Here is a 21,556-nt window from a genome sequence, read left to right on the forward strand (position 1 = left end):
TGGATGGAACATATATCAGCCGGCAGATAATCTGTGTATGGTTCAGTCTTGACGAAAAATAGTAATAATTCTGGAGAACGTTATGCGCTATATCCTTGCGGTGGTAGCGGTTGCCATACTTGGTGCAGGAATAGGACTGTATGTGGTGACTCTGCCAGATCCTGTCCCGGTTTCACCGCCCGCGCCGTTATCGGATGCGCAGCTGGAGGCATTGCCTGCTGATAGAGAGGGGCAGGTGCTGATCTATGGAGCCTATGGCTTCACCGGCCAGGGCATTAGCCGCCTGGCAGAGGACTATGAAATAACGCCGGTGCTGGCCGGTCGCAATGAGAGCAAGCTTCGCCCCTTGGCCGAAGAACTGGGTTTCGATTACGTTGTGCTAAGCCTGGAGAATAATCACGATAACCTGGTCAAAGTGTTAAGCCATTTTGAGATTGTGTTACATATTGCGGGACCTTACACGTATACGGCAAAGCCGATGTTGGATGCGGTAGTCGAGGCGGGCACGCACTATGTGGATCTGACGGGTGAAAATCATGTAATTCAGGCGCAGCTGGATCGTGACGAAGAGTTCAGGCGGGCCAACATTATGGTGATGCCCGCGGTGGGCTATGACGTAGTTCCCACGGATTGCCTAAACGTTTTTGTGGCGCAACAGATAGACAAACCGTCGCACCTTCAGGTGATTCTGGATAGTAGCTACAAAGATGTCGAAGGAGCACAGGCGAGTCGCGGCACGATGAAATCTGCTCTGGAGATGCTCGGCAGGCCGCTGCTGGAGCGTAGGGGCGGAAAAATGGTCCCGATGACGCCCAAGGTAATTCACCGGAAAGAGGATGGCCGCGATCAGACGCTGATACAGATTCCCTGGGCCGACATGATGACTAGCTACGTTAGCACCGGTATACCCAATATCGAGGTATTTCAGCTACAAGCCGGCGAGATACCAGGCTGGCTTCCGAGATTGGCGCAGTCTGATTTTGGCCGGCGCGTACTGGCTTGGTTGATCGACAGTTACCTGCCGGAAGGCCCGCCCCCCAATGCGCAGGAACAGCGACAAACTCGAATTACCTCAACCGTGCGTAACGAGTCTGGCGAAGAAGCCACAGCAGAGCTTATAACCCCTGAGGCCTACCTACTGACATTCCACAGCACTCTGCTTATCGCGAAGCGTGTGCTGGAGGGTGAATGGTCTCCGGGATTTCAAACACCAGGCAAAGTCTACGGTGCAGACCTGGTGTTAGAAGTGCCTGGTGTTAGTCGTTCGCCTATGTAGGAAGTATTAGTCGTTACACAGGATTTCCATAACCTGACGAGCGACCTCTACCTCGTCGGGCGTCTTTGCGTTAAAGAGTCGCTGCTTGGCTTGATGACACTGGTCGGCATCATCTTGTAATTCACCCTGCACCTGTGACATGACTTGATTCGAATTAGATCTGCACATCGCCGGGTCTTTGCGGCGTACATTGGTATTGTTGCCCGACTCCTCTACTAGCACGCAGTCACCGATGCGAATTTCTGTCTGGTCAGTGATGACTTGAATAGCAGAACCCGCGCTGGTGCGGATTGTATACTGCATGGCTGTATTCTTCCCTTCTGATGCCGCGGTGCCACCGCCGCCGAGTGCGGCGCCTCCGAGTGCTGCAGCTGCCTGGGTACCACTGGACTTGTTGCGAGCTAGTGCCCAACCGACGGCACCTCCAAGCAACGCATTTCTTCCTGAATTGGATTGGAGCTGCACGGGGGCTGCGCTCTCTACCGTTCCCACGGTAACGCGTGCGCTATCACCCGTCCTCTGCGCCAGTGCGGGTGTGGTCACCATGTAAACGGAGAGTGTCAGGGCTACGACGGACAGAGGCTTAAAAAGTTTGATCTTGAGCATAGTTTGATTCCTCAAAAGTTGTCACAGGTATAAGCGCACACCTGAGCGTAAGTTGGCACATCGGTCACTATGGAGTCGAGAGTACTGATTTGATGTGAAAAATGCCACCGCAATCTAAGGTTGGGAAAATATTGAAACACCGCTCCTTATTAAGCAAAGTAACCCCAGACAATATGGTGCAACGGCCCAGAGGCTGGACGACGAAGAGAAAACGCAGCCATGGCCACTAGTGCCGGGAAGAGTTCCCCAAAATAGACTGGATGAGGCCAGGGCAAAGAGAGCTATGCGTGTATCCTGCTTGAGCCGCACAGCGAGAATAGAATGGCTGTTCCGCATACGGGCTTCAATACGTAATAATTATTACAGTCAGAAAAATGAACCCCTGCTGCATTAGCGGTTGCACGCCTTGCAGCGCAACGGTGCCCGTCGCAGGCTCAGAGCATTAGGCAACATCAGAACCTGTAATTGACAGTGATGCCAAATGAGCGAGGCGCTTGTGGATATGAAGAGTAGCCGATTAAGTCGCCGGTAATAATGTTTTCTTCTACGCTCTCTTCCAATATGATGGTTTTATCCAACAAGTTTTTGCTCCAGATTTTCGCAGACCATACGCCCGAATTTTCTTCGATGCCCAGTGTCATATCGAAAATGAGAACATCCTCAACATTTGGCGTATTGACCGTCTGGTTTGGCTTGTCGTAATACTCCGCCGTGACCTGTCCCGAAAAATTCCAACTGGTTCCCGGTATCGGTTGTGTGTAACGAAGCTGAGACAGTGCGTGTAACACCGGTTCATCATTGAGTTGCTGACCTTTTTTACCAGGACACACAAGTGTTCCCGGTGTGGCTTCTCCCTCTTCGCACATGCGCTTGGTGTATTCCTGAATTTCTGGTTTGGAATAAGCGGCAGTGGCAAACATGGACCAGTTGTCATTGATCAGATAGTCGATCTCCGTTTCAAACCCGTAGACATCGAGATCCTCTACGTTGACCGCGAGATTAGAAAGTGGGCCCGAAAGGACTGTCGTCACCGCACTATCACTTGGGCTAGTGCGGTACTGGTGATCATTGTAGTTCTGGTAAAAGAGCGCAACATTCCAGCGTAAGCGCTGCTCGAGGAACGTGCTTTTCATGCCGATCTCGTAAGCAATAGAATCCTCCTGGCCAAACTCAAGGTAGTCGTTGGCAATAGTCAACAGGTTGCCTGATACCGGAGGTTGAGGAAAAATTTCAGACAGCTGACCTGCTAAAGGCGCAAGCACGTTAAGGCCTCCAGAGCGGAATGCCGTATCGATGGCACCGTAGAGAAGCACGTCAGGGAGTGGGTAGTGACGAACTTTGAAGCTGTAGGACGGGTCTGAATAATTTTGATCGTAATTAGTATTCAGTTCACCTAGCCCCGGAATAAATCCAAATACGGTAGCTTTGTAGTCTACGTTGCTGTAACGGGCTCCCAGGCTGCTGTCCCATTTGTCGTTGAAACGGTACGTCCAGTTAGTATAGATGCCGGTTGCTTCAGTTTCTGCCGTGCCATCTACGTTAATATTCTGGATGAAATTGACGGTCTTGGTATCATCTTTGGAATAGATAGTACCAAACAGGTAGTCGATATCGTCGCCGATGTTCCCGGCTGCTTGAAATTCGAAGGAGTAGGCAACAGGATCGAACTCTAGATAATCCCGCGTGACTTCAGGCCCCGGTACCACCCGCCAATTGCTATTATCCTGTTGTTGAAAAATGTCGAGGTCCTGATACTGGCCCAACAACGTGATTTGTAAGTCATCGAGAGCCCATTGCCAGTTGAAATTGATGTCATCCACTTTAGTATCGGAGAAGCTGGGTATCCCCTTATAGACTTTGTAGTCGTCATACTGCGAGGTGTAATCACTGAGGCCTCTTTCATCCGGAACCGGCCCTTGATAGCTTTGGCCATTGTCATCTGTGGTGAGGTTTGCGTGGTAGTAACTTAGCAGGAAGTCCATGTTATTCGTTGGTTGCCATAGCAGCTTGGCACGGAAACCCTTGTGATCCTTGCCATTAGCTTCATTGACACCCGGAACGGCGTTGTCCATGTAGCCATCCGATCTTGCATACATGCCGGCTAGGCGAAACGCGAGCTGGTCCTCTACCAACGGTATATTCAGGGCCGCCATGTTATTGGAGGTATCCCATGAGCTGTAGCTGCTGGTGATATAGCCCCCGAATTCGTTCATCGTTGGGTTGTTGGTGTAAATTGAAATAAGCCCTGCGGGTGCGTTTTTCCCGTAGAGGGTACCCTGAGGACCATTCAGAACCTCGATGCGCTGAATATCAAGCATCGTTGAAAATACGCTGCCGGGCTGTGCTTGTGGAACACCATCAACGTATACGGCGACAGCGGCGGGAAACGCGAGAGCGAAAAAGTCAGGACCGACATTGCGAATCTTGAGTGTCGCGGACGCTGGACTGTTTGCGCCCAGTTGTAGGCTCGGAACGATGCGGTCGATGTCAGTAAAGTCAAAAGCATTGATGCTTTGTATTTTTTCTTCGGTTAATACACTCATCGAAATAGGAACAGTTTGGCTGGTTTCCTCAACTTTACGGGCGGAAACAAACACTTCTTCCAGGACCTGTTGTTGAGCTAGAGCACTGTTAGGCTCAACGAGAATAGTCGCAACGATTAGCCCAGCTATTGGCTTGTACATGGCGCCTCCGCTTTTATTCGATATATTTGCTGATCTGCAGTAGGTCCATAAAGATGATAAGTGGCAAGCGGTGTCAATGCCACCTCTATTTTACCAACGCCACGCGTCGCGATAAAAAACCCCTGCAGCGGTCGGTGACATGGGAATTGTCACATGGCCGTTTGCTGATAATGATCGTGAAAGATCACTGCAGTACCTCGGGATACTTGCGCAGAACGCGTCTCACCATGGCCTCCCACATGAAGGGGAGGCCAAATTCATCAATCATGCCCCCGAGATTTTCCACGTGCTCCTCAGGCATCGGCACGCCTCCCCCTATGGCTTCCACCATCCACGCCTGTTTGCAGCGCCACTCCAGCGTGACAGCCCGAACATGGGCTTGACGTATATCGCGACCAGTAACAAGCACGCCATGGTTAGCGAGTAGTGCCCACTTGGCGTCACCCAGCTCAGCAGCCGCTTTTGCGCATTGCTCAGTTTGGTGCAGGGCGCCGGCATACTCATTGTATAGTTTGATATCACCGTTAATATTGGCACCGGTTTGGTCAAATGTCTTTGGTACCTCCTGTCGCATAGACCAGATGCTAGCGTAGCGCGGATGGTTGTGTATGATGATATTTGCATCAGAGCGCACTTCATGAATTGCCCGATGAAGTAAATTTGCTGGCGTGACATTCCAGTCTCCTGCAATCACATTACCTTCCACGTCAATTCGAATGATGTCGGATGCCGTAATTTCATCCCAGGCGAGTTCCCATGGGTTGATTAGGAATGTGCCATCGTCCTGCCTATAGGAAATATGGCCTGCAATATGATCATCGTAACCTTCGGCAAAAAGTGCGTGACACAGAATGGCTAGCTCCTGTTCTGGAGAAAGCTCTGGCGTGAGAGCGAAACGACCAGTTTTCGGTGCGTACCCCTCGAATGCCTTGGGGGGATCTGTTTCCATGAGTGTCACCTGCTCTGCTTCTATCAAATTAGATGGGAAACAATGTTAGGCCGCCTGCCGGCAGTGCGCAATACGACCGCCCGCTATTTAAGCTAAATCACTTGACACAGTGACAGCCTGCCAAAGAAAAATACATTAACATGCGGATTTATCGCTCCGCACTCGCGCACTCGGAGATCAGGCGCACGTAGTCCGCTGGTCAGTGATCGTCGTTGGCTGCCCTTGTGAGATACCATCGGCTGGTCCATTAATAGCGATCGCGATGAAAGGTACTATTCGGGCTCCAACTCAGCCTTATCGATCGGTGGACGATTAGCGGCACTGCAGTATAGTGCAGCCAATCTATCCTGAATGAAACTGCCTGCCAGACACACTCCATTTGTGTAGCAACAGATAAAAGTCATAGCCGCTGAGCAGCATGGCTGGCGAAACCTGCTCCGGCATGCTCATAAAGATTAAACGCAGAAAAACCATTAGCTTCCAGCTCCTTTGCTTCCTCATTAAAACGAACTACGGCTGCAATTTTTCCGTCGTAACCCAGTTCTCTCACCATATTGGCCACCAGCATGTTTTCTTCATGATGAGTGAGCGCAATCAAAACCAGGTCAATTTCTGCTAGATTAACCCGGTACCAGAAGTCTGGATCACTGGCGTCTGCGCTAACGACCCTGCGATGAACTCGGCTATGCTCCTGAAGCTTCTGCGCGTTGATGTCGACGCCGAGTACGGCACGACCGTGTTTTTCTGCAATAGTGTCGAATGCGCCTGTTCCAATATTGCCCATACCCAATACTATAATCCTCGCTCCTTCAGTATCAGGAGTATCCTCTGTGACTTTCGAAGACTCAAAATTAAGCCAGAATGAGTGGTAGCGGCGATAAAGGCTGTGGGCCCGCAGGTTAAGCGATGAAGAGAATATAAAACTCACTGCAATTGCAACAGAAATAGCGCTTCCCCACTGCATATCAATCCAGCCAGCCTTGCCTGCCAAAACGATTACCACGAGCCCAAATTCGCTATAATTGCCCATTGCACTGGCGCAGAGTAGAGCGGTGCGGGGCGGTGTATGTAGCAGTGTCATCAGTGGGAAATAGACAACAGGCTTGATAACGACCAGTAGACCCAGGATGATCGCGACCAGCAGCATCCCCTCCGTCGGCCAACCCGCCAGACCAATACTTAGGAAAAAGCATACCAGGAATAAATCCTTGAATTGGATCAACCGGCGGGAAAGTTCCTTGCTTTTCTGCGTACCTGCGAGCAATGCACCAAGGAACAAAGCTCCGAGGTCACCTTTAACTCCAACTAGCTCGAATAAGTGGGCTCCCCCCAAAGCCAGTGCAAAACCAAACAGCGTGAGCAGTTCTCCATGGCCTGCGCGCCCCAATAACTGCTGGATGACGCCCCGCAGAGGGAAAAGAAATAGAAGCAAGATAGCCTCGGGCTTTGGAAGGGCTCCTTTTGAAGCAACAAGGAACAGAACGGCCGCCACGTCCTGTATTAAAAGAATGCCAATAGCGTGTGATGCGTGTTTAGAGGACATCTCTCCCTTGTCTTGCAAAACCTGAATAACAAATATCGTGCTTGAAAATGTTAGGGCGAAAGCGACGATGAGTGCACCTGTGAAATCCAGGTTAATTCCTGGAATCATAAACCCTGCTATGAGCAGAATTCCCAAGAAGAAAGACTGCATAACCACCATATGTGCGAGGCTGGTACCCCATATTTTTGGTTTCAACAGTTCGCGCGGCTGAAGTTTAAGGCCAATCGTAAACAGCAATAGCGTAATGCCAATATTGGCAAGTGACTCCAGAAGTGTTCCCGCCTGAATATGAAATTTGTTGAGAACAAAACCGGCGGCGAGGTATCCGATCAGTGCGGGTAGGCCCACTGCTCGACTGATCAGACCGCACGCAAGTGCGATTGCAATAATGAGTGGATCAAACATTCAGCTATTATAGCGGTTGCGGCTAAAGCCTCCACTAATTAAGCAGCACGGGAAACTGCAGGATAAGTGAGCTTTCCCAGCAATTATCAGCTATCCGACGGCTGGACTAAAATTACTCTCCATTGGCCTATGGTTTAACTTGAATGTTTATCAATGGACGATCGATAAGAGTCACGTTCTCTCAAGCTATCTTTGCAATCACTTGAGGGAGCCACGCCGTACTTTACAGCTCACCCGGCAAGCCGCTTCAGTCGCGGTCCGTAAATACCGCGGCTCGCGGCAGTTTGCTACAAACGATTATGCTGGAGAGCTACCCCTGCCGCACAGCATCATTGTGTTGGTTAGAGGAATGAGTGGGCGGTGTATCGTTCTAGCTGTCACGTTGATAGCTCCGATTCACAATTTACCGCGAACAAGAATGCTCGAGATTTCTTCAGGGGATAGTGGCTTGCTATAAAAATAGCCCTGCATTTCGTGGCAGTCATTGTCAAAAAGGAACTTTTCCTGTGCACCATTTTCGACGCCTTCGCCAACGACTTTGAGATTCAGCTGGTGAGCCAATGCGATGACAGCTGTTGCAATGGCCCTGCTACCCTTTTCGTACTCTACACATGAAATGAAAGACCGGTCTACTTTCAATGTGTCTATAGGAAATCGGTTTACATAGCTTAACGATGAAAATCCGGTGCCAAAATCGTCCAATGAGATACTGACACCCATCGCGCAGAGTTTCTCCAGGGCAAGTAAGGTCCGGCTTTCATCCGCCATCATTGCACCCTCGGTGATTTCGATCTCTAAATGCTTGGCCTCCAAATTATGCTTTTTCAGCGAAGCCGCAACCAATTCTGCAACGTCTACTCGTTTGAACTGCTCTGTTGAAACGTTTATCGCTATTCTCGGCGGATTGATGCGTATGCCTTGCCAGTCTCGGAACTGACGACAGGCCTCATTGATCACCCACTCACCGAGCTGGATGATTAACCCGCTTTCCTCCGCGATCTGTATCAATGTCTCTGTTGGCACTGGCTCCCGTCCTTCGGGCATCCAACGGACAAGACCCTCCACGCCAGTAATCACATGTGTCTTTGTATCGATTATGGGTTGATAGTGAAGTTTTAGCTCATTTGCATCCAATGCGCTGCGTAACGCGTCTGTCATGGTGTTTCGCAGTACGATATCCGTATTCATGGATTCTTCGTGGAATTTGAAATTATGTTTGCCGGCACTTTTAGCCTTATACATCGCCAGATCAGCATTTCGGACAAGATCTTCTGCGCCCCGATTTTCCTCTGAAAGTACCGAGATGCCTATGCTGGTTCCGATCAAGACCTCAAGACCGTCCACGATAAACGGGCGGTTGAGAGAGTCTAATATGCGCTGTGCAACGACCGCCGCATCACGATGTTTTCGAATGCCCATCAGCATTATCGTGAACTCATCGCCGCCGAGTCTGGCTATGTTTCCCAGTCCTGAAACGCTGCCGTGCGATACGCGGTCCGACAATCTAACGCAACTGTGTAGTCGCTCAGCAACTTGTTTCAAGAGCTGGTCACCTTGGTCATGCCCATGCGTATCGTTCACTTCTTTGAAACGATCGAGATCCAAAAATAACAGTGCGATGGTCCGATTTATTCGGGGAGCCTGGTCGATGGCCGCGCTTAATTGCTCTAGAAAAAGTCGGCGGTTTGGGAGACCGGTAAGCTGATCGTAGTGAGCAAGATACTGGCTGCGTTGCTCTGCCTGGAAGCGCTGCTCAATCTGCGTGCGCAGCTCTATATTTTTCGCCGCTAATTGCGACGTCTGCAGATTCTTGTGATCCTCAAATAGAAGAACAGCAGCCAGAAGAATCATCGTCCAGGAAAACACATTGATGAAGCGTTGCAGCCAGAGCTCAGGGCCTTCTAACTGTGAAAACTCGATAGCGTCGACAAACTTAAATCCGGCAGCATCGGCCATAGCAAAAAAAACTATGGTGGTAACGCTGATGCCTGCCCACAGCCAGGCAGACCGGCGACATCCCATCAGGGCAGCCATTACTGGGAACAAAGCACACCAGTGCAGTAGTGGCCCCGTGATGCCGCCGCTAAGCGTATAAATAACAAGCGTAACGACGAAACCGGCAACGAGAACCAGGTTAGCTGCCAGTGCCAGAGAAAAAAAGTACTTGAAGATAAGCGGAATGGTAAAAGTTGCCATTGCTGCTATGGTGAGCGAGATGAGTATTTTGGGCCTTTCTGACTCAGGTAAAATCCACGTGATATAAAAGCCAGTCACCAAAGCGAGGATTATCAGTATGAGCGTAAACGATAGAATGATTCTTGCGCGTCGTAAGTCGTCTGGGTCGCCGACTTGAATATCCGTCGGTATGCCGCGATCGATCAGGCGGACGCCCAGCTGACGCAAAGCGGACATTTTTGCCGGGTATATCGTCTGGTTTTGTTCCAGGGTATCAGGCAAATTTTCCTCTCATGTCGCGAGTGCTTGGCGTTGAAGATTGGAAGCCGTCAAGGGGTTCCCGCCTACACGTGTATTTAGCGTTCCAAGAGTAGGACAAATGCATCCTGATCGAAACGGCCATATTTCCTATTTTGACTCCGGTATGACTAAAAAACAGTAATGTCTGCCGGGGCAGTTGTCGTTGCCGGTTAGTGCCACCGGAGGTCGCTTTCTGAGTTAGCTTATGAGCGCTATGACGCGGTATTTCCGCACGGTTTCACGACGCTGTCGCAATAGCCTGGACCGCCCAGGGGTTATATTGAGCGAATATACGAGTGTTTCTGATGACTAACCAGATTTGACGCGCAGGAGGACCAGGGTATTCTCGTATTCTGTATGCCTGACTGGTTACAGGAGCTTTCAGTGATGAGCTGCCTGTGAAAGTCTCTATTTTCTGGCTTTGTTGGATCAACGATTTGATCACAGCCTGTATTTTGGGGAGATTACCTACGATGTGATGCGGTTCACACTCCCTGTGTTTCAGGCATGGATTGACTGAAAGGGTTAGCAGCAGACATAGGGATAATTGGGTTCAGGCCGTCTTCAAGCGGCATTTACTTTGACTGGCGCAGTCTACCGCGATATTTTTTGCGGGCCAATTCCTGCATGTCTTCTACAGTATCGCTCTCGTCCATGATTTCTCGCCCCAGAAGCGTCTCCACAGCGTCTTCCAGTGTCACGATGCCCGCGGTCTGACCGTATTCGTCTTCTACCAAAAACATGTGCTCTCGGCGTTTGATAAAGAGATCTAGAAGTCTTAATACGGGGAGCTCCTCGGATACTCTGTGAATTGGCACTATGTGCTCCTCTAGAGGTGTGTCTTTGCCGCCGGCGCGTTCAACTTCGTGTAGCTCTGGGCGTAAAGCCAAACCTAGGATAGAGTCGAGGTTAGTCCGGTATACCGGAAGTCGAGTGAAGGAAACATTGCTAAGTTCCGCCAGTACCTCACCTACCGAGAGTGAAACGTTAACAGCGCAGACTACGGTGCGTGGAGTGAGGATCTCACCGGTACGGTATTGCCTCATTTGCAGCAGATTTTCCAGCAGCGCACCTTCTTGTGGACCAAGGGCGCCGTGTCGAGCACCGAGTTTGGCCAGTGCCGAAAGCTCTTCTCGACTTACGAATCCCGAGTCGCCGTCTCGCGAGAACAGGCTGGTCAAGCGCGCTGATATCCATACCAGCGGGAAAAGCAGCCTGACCAGCCACTTTATAACCGGCGCTGCCGGAAGAGCGAGTTCTTTCCAAAATTTCGCGCCCAGTGTTTTTGGAATAATCTCTGAAAAATACAGAATCGCCAGCGTCAATAAAAAAGCAATGAGAGTTTCCCAGCGTGCGCCAAAGACATAGGTTGCCTGGGCGCCTACTCCTGCTGCACCCATGGTATGAGCAAACGTGTTGAGGATCAGTATGCTCGACAGTGATTCGTCGAGATTATCTTTGACGTCCTTGAGTGCCGCCGCGCGTCGCGGACGATGCTCGGTTTGGCTCTCGACAAATCCGTGGGTAACAGACAGGAGAACCGCTTCCAGAACTGAGCAGAGAAAAGACACGCCGATTGCAATAAAAAGATATATGACGAGAAGCGTCATAGTGATTTAGGCTCCATGAGTTAATCAATGGAATAGTATAAGGGCACAACCACTCTAAAACAGACAACTTTTTGAATCCCTAATGGCTTTGTAGCGGTAGAGGTCACTCAGCCGTTACAATGCCCAGCGAGGGCCATGGCGCTGTATTTCAGGGCATTTCCCCTACTCATTATGGCCCGCGGAGAAATCTTATGCTTTCAGACAATAGTGTCATTCCTGTTGGGGTGCGCTTCATGATGTTGTCTGCGCTGGGTTTTTCTCTGATGTCTGCCTGCGTGAAGCTTGCGTCGGCTCGCGGTATACCATTGATGGAAATCGTCGCGGCAAGGGCGCTGGTATCGCTGGCTATCAGTTATGCGGACGTCCACCGCAAAGGTCTCTCGCCATGGGGGCACAACCGGGTTCTGCTGTTTGCCAGGGGTGCTGTTGGAACCTTTGCGCTGGTCTGCTTTTACTATGCTGTGACCACGCTACCGCTTGCTGAATCCACTCTGATCCAGTACACACATCCGGTTTTTACCGCGCTTTTGGCATTAATATTTCTTGGTGAGCGGGTTAACGGTGCCACGCTTGTCTGTATTGGCTTGAGTATCCTCGGACTACTCCTGATAGTTCAGCCAGGGATGCTCAATGGAGGCTCGGCTCAGCTGCCCAGCTTTAGTGTTTTTGCAGCGCTGCTAGGCGCTCTGGGCAGTTCTGTGGCGTACGTATTGGTTCGTCGACTGAGTCGCGAAGAGGATACGTCCGTCATAATCATGTACTTCCCTCTGGTCGCGCTGCCTGTCTCTTTGCTGCTACCCGGTGACAGTTTCATTATGTTAGACGGGCAAGCGCTGCTGTTGCTGCTAATGGTGGGCGTTTTTACGCAGGTGGGGCAGTGGGGTATGACTCATGCTATGCGCACTGAACTGGCAGCAAAGGCATCGGCGTATTCATATGTCCAGGTGATTTTTGCGGCCATTCTTGGATGGCTGGTCTTTGGTGATCTGCCAAACACGGCCACCTGGTTGGGCGGAACCCTGATAATCGGGGGCGCACTGTTCAATATGCTGCGCCGCTGACGTTAGTCTTTGCGATCGTTTTTTTCCGGGCAGGTTCATCCGTAAGTGCGCGCGTCACAAGAGTAAAAGGCTTGCATTGGGTAGGCATTTGAAAACGGGCTAAAAGGGGGGTGGCATTTGGACATATCTGTTGAATGCTATGCGATTTGCACTTGCGCGGGCAGTGGGAGTTCTCGTTTGATCAAAATGGTCTGCAGCCGCAGTGTGGCCCACGCCGTGACGGCGCTGCCAAGATGCACTGCCAGACTGATGCCGCAGAAATCGATCGCAGGCTGCAAGGGGGAGGGCTTGGAGAGAATCCAGGCCCCTAATGATTGATCAGGCCGCCTCGGCTTCTTTCTCTTCTCCGTCGTCTGGTTCCAGTTCCGCAAGTTTGCTTTCCAGTTCCTTCACTTTTTGCTGGAGCTCGAGATTTTCCGACTTATTCTTGTTCAGGTTTTTCTGCAGTATCTCGTTCGCACTGGTTTTTTCGGCCAATTTCTTTTTGCTGGCGTCGAGGTTCTTCTTCATCTTGGCCGGATCAAACTGCTTGAGAACTTTAAGCTCTTCCCGCTCTTTGGCAAGGTCGCTTTGCAGTGACTTGATGCGCTGCTTTTGTTTAGCAACGTCGTCTTTCATATTTTCACTGCGATTGAACAGTTCTCGATTTTGCTGCTCGAACTTTTCACTGGAAGCGCTTTTTTTAGACAACTCACTAATCGTTTGCAGCTGCTTGTCAATCGTCGCTTGCATGTGCGCACGCGCATCGGCGAGCTCTTTTTGACATTTTTCCAACGCGGTCTCGCTCGCGTCCAGCTTCTCTTGGTACTCCGATCGCAGAGTTTCTTCAAGCTCGATGATTTTTTCCAGTTTATTTGCTGTCAGCATAAATTCTTCCCATTGCGTTACGTATCCTTTCAGTTTGTCTATCGATCGGCGACGCCCCTTTTGGAGCGGAACCGATATTTGCGTTTTGTGACATTATTTCTAATATCCACATGTCCATTTTGGCGCGGGGAAACAAGAACCGCTGGCACTCACTGCGTCTGTGGCGACGCAAGCAATACTAAAGCTATACGCAGCTCTGGCAGGTTCGGCTTATAAAACCTGCGGGCTGCCGCACCGTTGCCGCGCTTGCTACCGACGCGCCCAAATCTGCCTCGCACCATTCGATGTCGCCCGTGCTGTCCACACCCCGGTGTGCCACGAGGTCCGGAATGAGCTTCCTGTTGATATAAAAGTGTTTTAAATCAATTAGATGCAGCAGGACAGGGCGTTTTTCTAATGCTGTCAGACGCTGGGTCAAAACAGCTGGGTCGTGATTGTACGTAAGTTGAGCAAAAAGTTCGAGTGCTTATGTCAGAGGTTGGCATTGAGCCCTATAGGGAGGGGATAAGCGCTTCCATGACGCGTTCTGCGTTCGCCGCAACCGTCAGAGCGGGGTTAACGGTGGCGGCGCTTCCCGGTAACAGACTCCCATCGATAACAAACAGGTTGCGGTACCCGTAAAGTTGGCCAATTTCATCGCACGCGTCTCCCATCACGGCGCCACCAAGCGGATGCCAGATCTGACCCTCAATGAACGGTGCTTCAGTGCCGCCATTTTGTGCCACCAGGTGGTTGAAGCTTGTTTGCCGCGCCATCGCCGACGGCGTGGCAGTATCCGTGCTCCAATTAATCTGCACGGTATCATCGATGGCATCGTAGCTCAGTCGGCCGGTTTCGTCCGGCACTGACATAGCAAGTTGCAACTGCAATGTTCCAAAAGCCAGGGGCGAATGCATGAAGGTTACAGGGTGGTTAGGGTTGGATCGGTCCTCGGCTGCGATACAGGCGGGGCCACCCTGCGGCGTCGCACTGACCTTCGGGTGCAACTGGGCCAGCAACTGGTCCCCATTTGTTCCCCATTGTTGACCGATCTGTTGGTTCGCCCCATTGAGTTCACCGCTCTGCTGGCTCTTAAGGAGTAATTTGGTAGTGTTCATGGATCCGGCTGCCATGAAAAGATAATCGGCCTCTAACGCGTAGCGTTCCAGTAACTCACCATCTGCAGTGATACTTCGACAAGTCACCGTATAGCCACGCGGTGATTTCTCAGAAATCATTTCCACCTCGGTAAGGCTGCGGACTTCCGCCAGCCCTGAAGAGACAGCCAGTTTCAGATAGTTCTTGTCTGTGGATTGTTTGGCTCCACTGTTACAGCCAAATGGGTACTCACCGACACTGGCAGCTGCGGGAATTTCGCCGGCTATCTCGCGACGGATAATATCCCAGTCGAAAGAGGCCGCGGGTTTCAGTGCGGTGTAGCCGGCCGCCTCGACATCTCGGATGAAGATGCGCTGCGCGCTGTAGTTGGGTGAGGCGAGTATGTCATCGGGTATGGGTGATGCGCCAATCTGAGCAATTACCCGCGGGTAGTAGATGCTATCCATTGCATCGTAACTCAGATAAGGGAAGACTGATTCGAACGCGTCCTTTGGCGGTTGGATAAGGACGCCACCGTAAACCAGCGAGCCGCCGCCAACGCAGGCGCCGCATACCGCAGAGACATTCGATCCTGAAATGGTTTCGAGCAGTCCGGCGTAAGTTGTGCCTTGGGAACCACTGCCGGCGGCAGGAATAGTCCAGCTGGCTCGTTTGTCGAGGGCGGCTGTTGTAGGAAACGTATCAGAGCCCTCGACTGTCCATTGTCGCCCCCGCTCCAGCACTATTGATCGAATACCTGCCTCCGCCAGACGCAGCGCTGCGACCGATCCGGCAAAACCCGAGCCGATGATGATTGCGCGACGACTGTCGGGCGCAGAGTGATCGCTGCTATCACTACACCCAATGGGAAGAACGGAAGCCGCTGCCATCGCAGAGGACCGCTGGATAAAGCCGCGTCGGGACAGGCGCATGTGTGTATTCCGTTCGTATTACGATAATGCCATGATAGTAGTACCTGGGCTGATCAGTGAGCCCGTTCATGCGTTATCACCCGCTGGGATAAATTGCTGTACCTGTATTTCGCTGTGCTGGCCACTCTTTTGAGGACGCTCGTCAATGATAAATCGCACAGAGAGGCTCTGTCTGATAGGGTCTGCTCTGCCTGAGATTGCATGGCGTTTGCCTGTCCGGGATCTGCCAGACAAAGGAGGCGCATCGGTAAAGCGATGACGTGGATTATTCGCGAAAATTTGAACTCGAGGGGTCACGTAACATGGCGATAAATACACCTCGAAAAGAGAGCCTATAGAAAATGTATATTGGATGGCGGGTTGTTGCCGGCGCATTTTTTGGAATGGTTCTGGCGAACGGAATGTTTACCTACGCCTTTACTGTTCTCGTGGACCCGATACGTGAGGAATTCGGTGCCAGTCTCGAACAGGTTATGTACGGCCTGACACTGGGAACCTTGTTTGGCTTGATAATGGGCCCGCTCGTAGGCGCATTGATTGATCGTTTTTCGGTACGCATATTGATGACGCTGGGCTGTTTATTTACGGCTTCGGGTTTATTCGCTATCTCGAATGCCCAATCAATCGGCGCCTTCAGTTGGTTGTTGGCCGCCACTATGGCCTTATCACTGGCATCAATGAGTTCTATGCCGGGCAGTGCAGTTGTGTCTCGCTGGTTTTCAACTAACCGCGGGCGAGCACTCGGTATTGCCTCTATAGGATCTTCCTTTGGCGGGGTGCTCGTGCCCGCGTTATTGACTTTTTGGATTTCACTTTACGGCTGGCGTGATGCTTTACAAATGATGGCATTGGTCACGGTGCTGCTGGTGATGCCGATCATTTGGTTGACTGTGCGCAATCAGCCATCAGACCTTGGGTTGACTGTCGAGAATCAGCCCGCCCCGCAGAATAATGAATCCGCAGTTCACCACACCGGCATGAGTATGCTTGAAATACTTCGCACACCCGCCTTCTGGATTATTGGACTGAGTATGGGGATGGTGTTCGCCGCCTTTTCCTCCATGCTGGCGAATCTCGCACCTTATGCCGCTGGTTTAGGCGTTGGGGAGAACCAGATATCCACCATGATTTCGATACTTGCCTTAGGAGGTGTCGTGGGCAAGTTTGTGTTTGGTATGGCCGCAGACCGTATAAACCTCAGGAAAGGTTTGTGGCTTGCGCATTTTTTGTTGTGCGTTGCTTTTTTAATACTGCTCACTGAACCGACATACCCTCTAATGGTACTGGCGTCTGTTTTTTTTGGCCTGTCGACTGGCGGATTGCTACCTGTTTGGAGTGCCATGATGGCGCGCGTGTTCGGTGTTGCCAGCTTTGGCCGAGCGATGGGCGCAATGGGGCCTGTGATTACGCTAAGCATCCTCCCGGCATACGCGCTCGTCGGCCGTTTATTCGACACCACGGGTAGCTATAGCCTTGGGTTGATGGTTTTCAGCGGGGTCATTCTATTGGCAGCACTGCTGCTGGTTCCGCTGAAATATGAGACTGCGTCCCGTAGCTGAGTTTCCAGCCGTGTCGGCTGTTTTGACCCGACACGGGTACTCTATTAAAATGCGACGCTCGCGGTGAGAGCAGTCTCAAACGGCGCGTCCGCTGCGCAGCTCCCCAATGAACTGAGTACAACGTAGTTTCTTTATGACTGATAACGAGCATCGCAACCTCAAGCCACTGGCCGCACTGATTTTCAGTTCTCGTTGGCTGCAACTGCCTCTTTACCTCGGGCTTATCGCGGCACAGGTGGTATACGTAGTTCTATTCGTCCGAGAGCTAATACATCTTATTGGTGGTGCAACGGTTTTAAATGAACAGCATATTATGTTGGCTGTCCTGGGCCTTATTGATGTGGTGATGATCTCGAACCTCTTGATGATGGTAATTGTTGGGGGCTATGAGACTTTCGTTTCACGACTCCGCTTGCAAAATCACCCGGATCAACCGGAGTGGCTTAACCATGTGAATGCCACGGTTTTAAAAGTCAAACTGGCGATGGCAATAATCGGGATCAGTTCCATACACCTGCTGAAGACATTTATTGCGATCGGTACACTTGGCGAAGATGACGTGAACTATACAGAAGCTGGCGTTATGTGGCAGACGATTATTCATATTGTCTTTATTTTGTCTGCAGTTGGTATCGCTTATACCGAGTACCTTTTAAATCTTGCGACCCGTCACTCCCAAGAGAGTACTGAACCAGATCGGCCTCACTAACGGGGTGGCTTTCAATCAATGAAAAGTGAAAGGCTGCCCTGTCCCAGCGGATAATAGTCCTATGTACGAACTAAAACTCGAGCACAACGCGGATCGCCATCTCGGACGCATTCTGGAATTACAGGCCGAGTACAACAGCGACACTGCCTTTCTTATTACTGATGCTGACACCGTAACTTTTGCCGAGGCCGAAGATATAACTAACCGCCTGGCTGCGGGCTTTACCGCACTGGGAGTATCCCGCGGTAACCGTGTTGCATTTCTGATGGCCAGCCGTCCGGAATTAGTTTTGATGTGTTTGGCATTGAATAAACTAGGAGCAGTCTGGGTGCCGGTGTGTACTGATTACAAGGGCGAGTGGCTTCGAGATGCACTTGCACGCAGTCGCCCCAGCCTTGTCGTTACCGATGCAGAACATCTAGGACGCCTGAGAGAAGTCCGCGAGGGCATTGTTTGTAATGAATTGATTGTTTTAGAGGATAACGAAGCGAGGGAAGAAGGAGCGACCGCTTATAGAACGCTACTGGACCATGATCCGTATAGAGCTGACTATAGCAGCATGGACTACGGGGATACCTGCGCCATTCTGTGGACCTCGGGTACAACCGGTAAGTCTAAGGGTGTCATGATCGCCCATAATAATTGGTTGCGCTCTATCCTGCAGGGGACTAATTGTCAGTACGAAAGCCAGAAAGGCGATATTGTCTACTGCGCTATGCCGCTTTACAACGCGGGCGCCTGGATCACTTGTGTACTGCGTGCTCTGGTGATGGGTATTGGCTGCGTCATTGAGAGAAAATTCTCAGTGAGCAGTTTTATGGAGCGCATAAAGCACTTCGGAGCAACCCAGACGTTTGTGGTCGGTTCTATGGGGATTTTTCTGATGAACTCTCCGGCGCGAGAGGATGATGCAGATAATTCTTTGCGGGAGGGCTTGATTGTTCCCATGCCTCCTGCCATGTGGAACGCTTTTGAAAATCGCTTTGGGGTTCGCCTGGTTGCCTCGGGCCTGGGCCAGAGTGAGTGTCTTTTAACCTTGAACCACGAGCATTCCGGGATAGACGCGCCCATGTATGCGCTTGGTTTTGAGGTGCCGGATGCTGACGTTCGCTTATTCGATGACGATGGTAATGAAGTTCCCGATGGCGAGCACGGTGAAATCTGTGTGCGGCCAAAAGTACCGCATGTCGTTTTTAATGGATACTTTGATAATGCCGAGGCGACTGCAGCAGCGTTTCGTGATGAATGGTTTCTCACTGGTGATATGGCGCGGCGCGATCCAGATACCGGCGCATTCTTTTTTGTCGATCGCAAAAAAGATGCCGTGCGATTCGCCGGCCGTAATATATCGACACTTGAGGTTGAAAGCGTAGTGCTTCGCCATCCTGATATTGGTGAAGCGGCCGCGTTTGGAATACCAACTGAAGCGCTACAAAGCGAAGACGAACTTAAAATAAACGTAGTGCTGGTAGAGGGCGTAAAACTCGTGCCGGAAGATATATGCACATTCATCAATGAAAATGCGCCGTATTACTTTGTGCCTCGATATCTGGAGATTGTAGAAAGCCTGCCCTACACACCGACCAACAAGGTTGAAAAATACAAGTTGCGGAAACTAGGCGTTACGAAAGACACCTGGGACAGCAAAGCTGCAGGTTTCAAGGCAAAAAGGTAGGGCGCGCAGGCGTTTCTCGGTTACCGTGCTGAGTGAAAAGCTGCTTGAATTGCATCCTGTGATAAGCCCAGAATTTCGCCGGCAAATTGTGCTGTGCGAAGTTCTCCATCGGCCACGTTTCCATCGGCCAAAATCACTTTAACCAGCATGTTAAAAATCTCTTTTCTTTCCTTTTGATCCAGACTTCGACTGATACCACGCAACCGCTCGACCACGTCCTCTTCGTCGCTGAAATCCCTCACTGCGTCACTTAAAAGGCCCATGGCTTCTGCGCTGTTACTGTCGAAATGATTAGTGATGATATTAATCATGCGATCGGTTTCGGAGGGGCCTATCTCCCCATCGCCCTTGGCTACGTACAACAACAAGGTCGAAACAAGAAATTTTTTGTCGTAGATGGTCTTTCCGTCTTCCTGTCCGACAACGAATTTTGCGCCCTCAAAAGAATGCTCGCCGTTTTCTTTTTCCATCAACAAGCCTCCGGCTATCTGTTGTGGGGTGCGTAGACGAGTTTTTGCAGTTAAACGCCCAGCCCAGCCCAGCCCAGCTCAGCTCAGCTCAGCTCAAATATTAGTCGGTTTCTTTAACCAAGCCAAGCTAGGCTGTACGGTCAATTTCGGGCCTGCCCGCAAAGCTCGGGAGTGTGTATACTTAAGGCTCACTGATCGTGACGAATGGAAAAATAATAATCGATCAGGAGGGGTATGCATCAAGTCCAGTCACCAAAAAGTTCTGGAACAAGCGACGCGAGAGGAACTTTCAGCCTGCGTCCAGTTGCTTGCTCAGAGTGTGGTATTACATCGAGCAAAGCGTGGTTTTGTTACGCTGCACGTATCTGCGGAGAATCTCTCTGATCCAGATGCAGAAGATGTAGATGCGGGCCTATTCATGCAGGGCCGAGAGGTTCTGGAGGAAGCGCTTGAAATTGTAAGAACTCAGGCGGCTGAGCGGGCTCTTGTAGAAGCCGGTCCGGCTGAAGCAAGGACGCAATTGCGCATCAATGTATCCACTCCCATCAGAGTTTCTATAGTCGGCGAGGCCAGGCCGCAGGATGCCAACTTGCAGAATATTTCATGGGGTGGTGCGGCTATGCTGATCGACGCAGAAATTGCAGAGGGCGACGTGCTTCGGGTAATTCTGCCTCGGCCTCAAGGCGGTTGTATATCAATCGAGTCGCGCGTCCTGCGAACATGGGAGCACCAGTCCTTCAGCGGCGTGTCAGTGCGTTTTTCCAGCCTGAATACTCGAGATGAATCCAGGTTGGAATCGATCCTCCAGCACATGGCACGAAATGCCGAAAAGGCCGGCGAACGCGAATATCCCCGGTTGGTGCAGCGACTGGACGTCGAGTTCAACGGGATACAGGAACTTCGTTCAACGCTGACTGATATCTCTGCAGGCGGGCTCGGTATTGCGGTGCCTAATCCTATGCCCATTGGGCAGTCATTGCAGATGGTGATTAGTGCGCTTGATGCTGAGGGTTGTAGTCTCAAATTACGTGCTCGCGTGGTGCACCAAAAGCCTATCCAGCTGGCCAGCGGAAAAGTATATCGGATAGGTCTTAAGTTTGAGCACCCCTCAGACGAGCTGAGAAAACGTGTAGAAGAGTTAATGGGTAGAATGGCCGCTGCCAGCAATAACTAAATTACGCTGGGTTGTTGCAACCCCATTGTGTTGGCGAGGTATGATAACTACTCTTTCTTTTGGTATATCTACTCATGATTATTGTTGCCGCTCAACTGACATTCTCTGATGAACCCAGTCGTGACCATGCTGTGAAGACATCGGCCCCGGTTCAATTGGCTACGAGAGAGAATGAGCCCGGCTGCCTAGCGTACTGTTTCGCCGCTGATCCGTGTGACCCATTGTCGATTCAGGTTTATGAACTGTGGAACGACAGCAATGCGCTTGTGGCACATTTTGATCACCCCAACTATCACGACATGTTGGCAGTGATGTCTGACGCTGGCGTGTTAGAGAGTTGTAATCGTGCCTATCTTACCGAAAGCAACGAGCCTGTTTATGGGCCTGACTTCGAAAAGAAGACGGCCTTCTTCAACGACCTATCGGATTAAAACGACGTGGCACACAAAAACAGTATGCCCAATTTTTGAAGAGTGCTGGAGAT

General features: G+C 51.0%; 16 protein-coding genes. 7 read left to right on the forward strand and 9 right to left on the reverse strand.

The genetic code is table 11. From position 1 onward, the window contains the following. The first annotated feature begins 82 nt into the window (after positions 1–82). Positions 83–1,276, forward strand: coding sequence for a saccharopine dehydrogenase family protein (locus EYC82_RS14275; RefSeq protein ID WP_279250213.1), 1,194 nt, complete (start codon positions 83–85; stop codon positions 1,274–1,276). 6 nt (positions 1,277–1,282) lie between these two features. Here the strand turns inward: EYC82_RS14275 and EYC82_RS14280 are convergent, their stop codons facing one another. From EYC82_RS14280 to EYC82_RS14305, 6 genes are all read right to left on the reverse strand, one after another. Next, entirely contained in the window at positions 1,283–1,882 is a 600-nt protein-coding gene (locus EYC82_RS14280) for a hypothetical protein (protein ID WP_279250214.1), read from the reverse strand. Positions 1,883–2,334: 452 nt separating this feature from the next. Continuing rightward, on the reverse strand, positions 2,335–4,566 hold the full coding sequence (locus tag EYC82_RS14285; RefSeq protein ID WP_279250215.1) for a TonB-dependent receptor: 2,232 nt from the start codon (positions 4,564–4,566) through the stop codon (positions 2,335–2,337). 184 nt (positions 4,567–4,750) lie between these two features. After that, the gene (locus tag EYC82_RS14290; protein WP_279250216.1) at positions 4,751–5,515 is read right to left on the reverse strand and encodes a class II aldolase/adducin family protein; all 765 of its coding nucleotides are present in this window, start codon (positions 5,513–5,515) and stop codon (positions 4,751–4,753) included. A 400-nt stretch (positions 5,516–5,915) separates the two neighbouring features. Further along, positions 5,916–7,463, reverse strand: coding sequence for a cation:proton antiporter family protein (locus EYC82_RS14295; RefSeq protein WP_279250217.1), 1,548 nt, complete (start codon positions 7,461–7,463; stop codon positions 5,916–5,918). Between the two features lie 396 nt (positions 7,464–7,859). Next, on the reverse strand, positions 7,860–9,920 hold the full coding sequence (locus EYC82_RS14300; RefSeq protein WP_279250218.1) for a putative bifunctional diguanylate cyclase/phosphodiesterase: 2,061 nt from the start codon (positions 9,918–9,920) through the stop codon (positions 7,860–7,862). Positions 9,921–10,513: 593 nt separating this feature from the next. Continuing rightward, the gene (locus tag EYC82_RS14305; RefSeq protein WP_279250219.1) at positions 10,514–11,548 is read right to left on the reverse strand and encodes a CNNM domain-containing protein; all 1,035 of its coding nucleotides are present in this window, start codon (positions 11,546–11,548) and stop codon (positions 10,514–10,516) included. 191 nt (positions 11,549–11,739) lie between these two features. Between EYC82_RS14305 and EYC82_RS14310 the strand changes: the two genes are divergently transcribed. After that, positions 11,740–12,609, forward strand: a complete 870-nt coding sequence (locus EYC82_RS14310; protein ID WP_279250220.1) for a DMT family transporter — start codon at positions 11,740–11,742, stop codon at positions 12,607–12,609. Positions 12,610–12,927: 318 nt separating this feature from the next. Here EYC82_RS14310 and EYC82_RS14315 read toward each other — a convergent pair whose 3' ends face one another. Together EYC82_RS14315 and EYC82_RS14320 are read right to left on the reverse strand one after the other, a co-directional pair. Continuing rightward, positions 12,928–13,476, reverse strand: coding sequence for a hypothetical protein (locus EYC82_RS14315; protein WP_279250221.1), 549 nt, complete (start codon positions 13,474–13,476; stop codon positions 12,928–12,930). A 491-nt stretch (positions 13,477–13,967) separates the two neighbouring features. Further along, the gene (locus tag EYC82_RS14320; protein ID WP_279250222.1) at positions 13,968–15,485 is read right to left on the reverse strand and encodes a GMC family oxidoreductase N-terminal domain-containing protein; all 1,518 of its coding nucleotides are present in this window, start codon (positions 15,483–15,485) and stop codon (positions 13,968–13,970) included. Positions 15,486–15,826: 341 nt separating this feature from the next. On the opposite strand from EYC82_RS14320, the gene EYC82_RS14325 reads away from it, so the two are divergent. The 3 genes from EYC82_RS14325 (at position 15,827) to EYC82_RS14335 (ending at position 19,428) form a co-directional block, all read left to right on the forward strand. Then, entirely contained in the window at positions 15,827–17,044 is a 1,218-nt protein-coding gene (locus EYC82_RS14325; protein WP_279250223.1) for an MFS transporter, read from the forward strand. Between the two features lie 133 nt (positions 17,045–17,177). After that, entirely contained in the window at positions 17,178–17,753 is a 576-nt protein-coding gene (locus EYC82_RS14330; protein WP_279250224.1) for a TIGR00645 family protein, read from the forward strand. 61 nt (positions 17,754–17,814) lie between these two features. Further along, entirely contained in the window at positions 17,815–19,428 is a 1,614-nt protein-coding gene (locus tag EYC82_RS14335; RefSeq protein ID WP_279250225.1) for an AMP-binding protein, read from the forward strand. Positions 19,429–19,448: 20 nt separating this feature from the next. On the opposite strand, the gene EYC82_RS14340 is transcribed toward EYC82_RS14335, so the two are convergent. Further along, positions 19,449–19,898, reverse strand: coding sequence for a tellurite resistance TerB family protein (locus EYC82_RS14340; protein ID WP_279250226.1), 450 nt, complete (start codon positions 19,896–19,898; stop codon positions 19,449–19,451). A gap of 304 nt (positions 19,899–20,202) precedes the next feature. Here EYC82_RS14340 and EYC82_RS14345 point away from each other — a divergent pair, with 304 nt between their 5' ends. Next, positions 20,203–21,072: a PilZ domain-containing protein gene (locus EYC82_RS14345; RefSeq protein WP_279250227.1), complete on the forward strand. Its 870-nt coding sequence runs from the start codon at positions 20,203–20,205 to the stop codon at positions 21,070–21,072. Positions 21,073–21,146: 74 nt separating this feature from the next. Continuing rightward, positions 21,147–21,503, forward strand: coding sequence for a putative quinol monooxygenase (locus tag EYC82_RS14350; protein WP_279250228.1), 357 nt, complete (start codon positions 21,147–21,149; stop codon positions 21,501–21,503). Positions 21,504–21,556: the final 53 nt, after the last annotated feature.

Source organism: Candidatus Marimicrobium litorale (assembly GCF_026262645.1).
Lineage (GTDB): Bacteria > Pseudomonadota > Gammaproteobacteria > Pseudomonadales > Halieaceae > Marimicrobium > Marimicrobium litorale.

Excerpts from the sequence above, each read along its gene's own strand:
- EYC82_RS14275 (WP_279250213.1), top strand. The coding sequence starts at position 83 with ATGCGCTATATCCTTGCGGTGGTAGCGGTTGCCATACTTGGTGCAGGA.
- EYC82_RS14280 (WP_279250214.1), bottom strand. The coding sequence starts at position 1,882 with ATGCTCAAGATCAAACTTTTTAAGCCTCTGTCCGTCGTAGCCCTGACA.
- EYC82_RS14285 (WP_279250215.1), bottom strand. The coding sequence starts at position 4,566 with ATGTACAAGCCAATAGCTGGGCTAATCGTTGCGACTATTCTCGTTGAG.
- EYC82_RS14290 (WP_279250216.1), bottom strand. The coding sequence starts at position 5,515 with ATGGAAACAGATCCCCCCAAGGCATTCGAGGGGTACGCACCGAAAACT.
- EYC82_RS14295 (WP_279250217.1), bottom strand. The coding sequence starts at position 7,463 with ATGTTTGATCCACTCATTATTGCAATCGCACTTGCGTGCGGTCTGATC.
- EYC82_RS14305 (WP_279250219.1), bottom strand. The coding sequence starts at position 11,548 with ATGACGCTTCTCGTCATATATCTTTTTATTGCAATCGGCGTGTCTTTT.
- EYC82_RS14310 (WP_279250220.1), top strand. The coding sequence starts at position 11,740 with ATGCTTTCAGACAATAGTGTCATTCCTGTTGGGGTGCGCTTCATGATG.
- EYC82_RS14315 (WP_279250221.1), bottom strand. The coding sequence starts at position 13,476 with ATGCTGACAGCAAATAAACTGGAAAAAATCATCGAGCTTGAAGAAACT.
- EYC82_RS14320 (WP_279250222.1), bottom strand. The coding sequence starts at position 15,485 with ATGCGCCTGTCCCGACGCGGCTTTATCCAGCGGTCCTCTGCGATGGCA.
- EYC82_RS14325 (WP_279250223.1), top strand. The coding sequence starts at position 15,827 with ATGTATATTGGATGGCGGGTTGTTGCCGGCGCATTTTTTGGAATGGTT.
- EYC82_RS14330 (WP_279250224.1), top strand. The coding sequence starts at position 17,178 with ATGACTGATAACGAGCATCGCAACCTCAAGCCACTGGCCGCACTGATT.
- EYC82_RS14335 (WP_279250225.1), top strand. The coding sequence starts at position 17,815 with ATGTACGAACTAAAACTCGAGCACAACGCGGATCGCCATCTCGGACGC.
- EYC82_RS14340 (WP_279250226.1), bottom strand. The coding sequence starts at position 19,898 with ATGGAAAAAGAAAACGGCGAGCATTCTTTTGAGGGCGCAAAATTCGTT.
- EYC82_RS14350 (WP_279250228.1), top strand. The coding sequence starts at position 21,147 with ATGATTATTGTTGCCGCTCAACTGACATTCTCTGATGAACCCAGTCGT.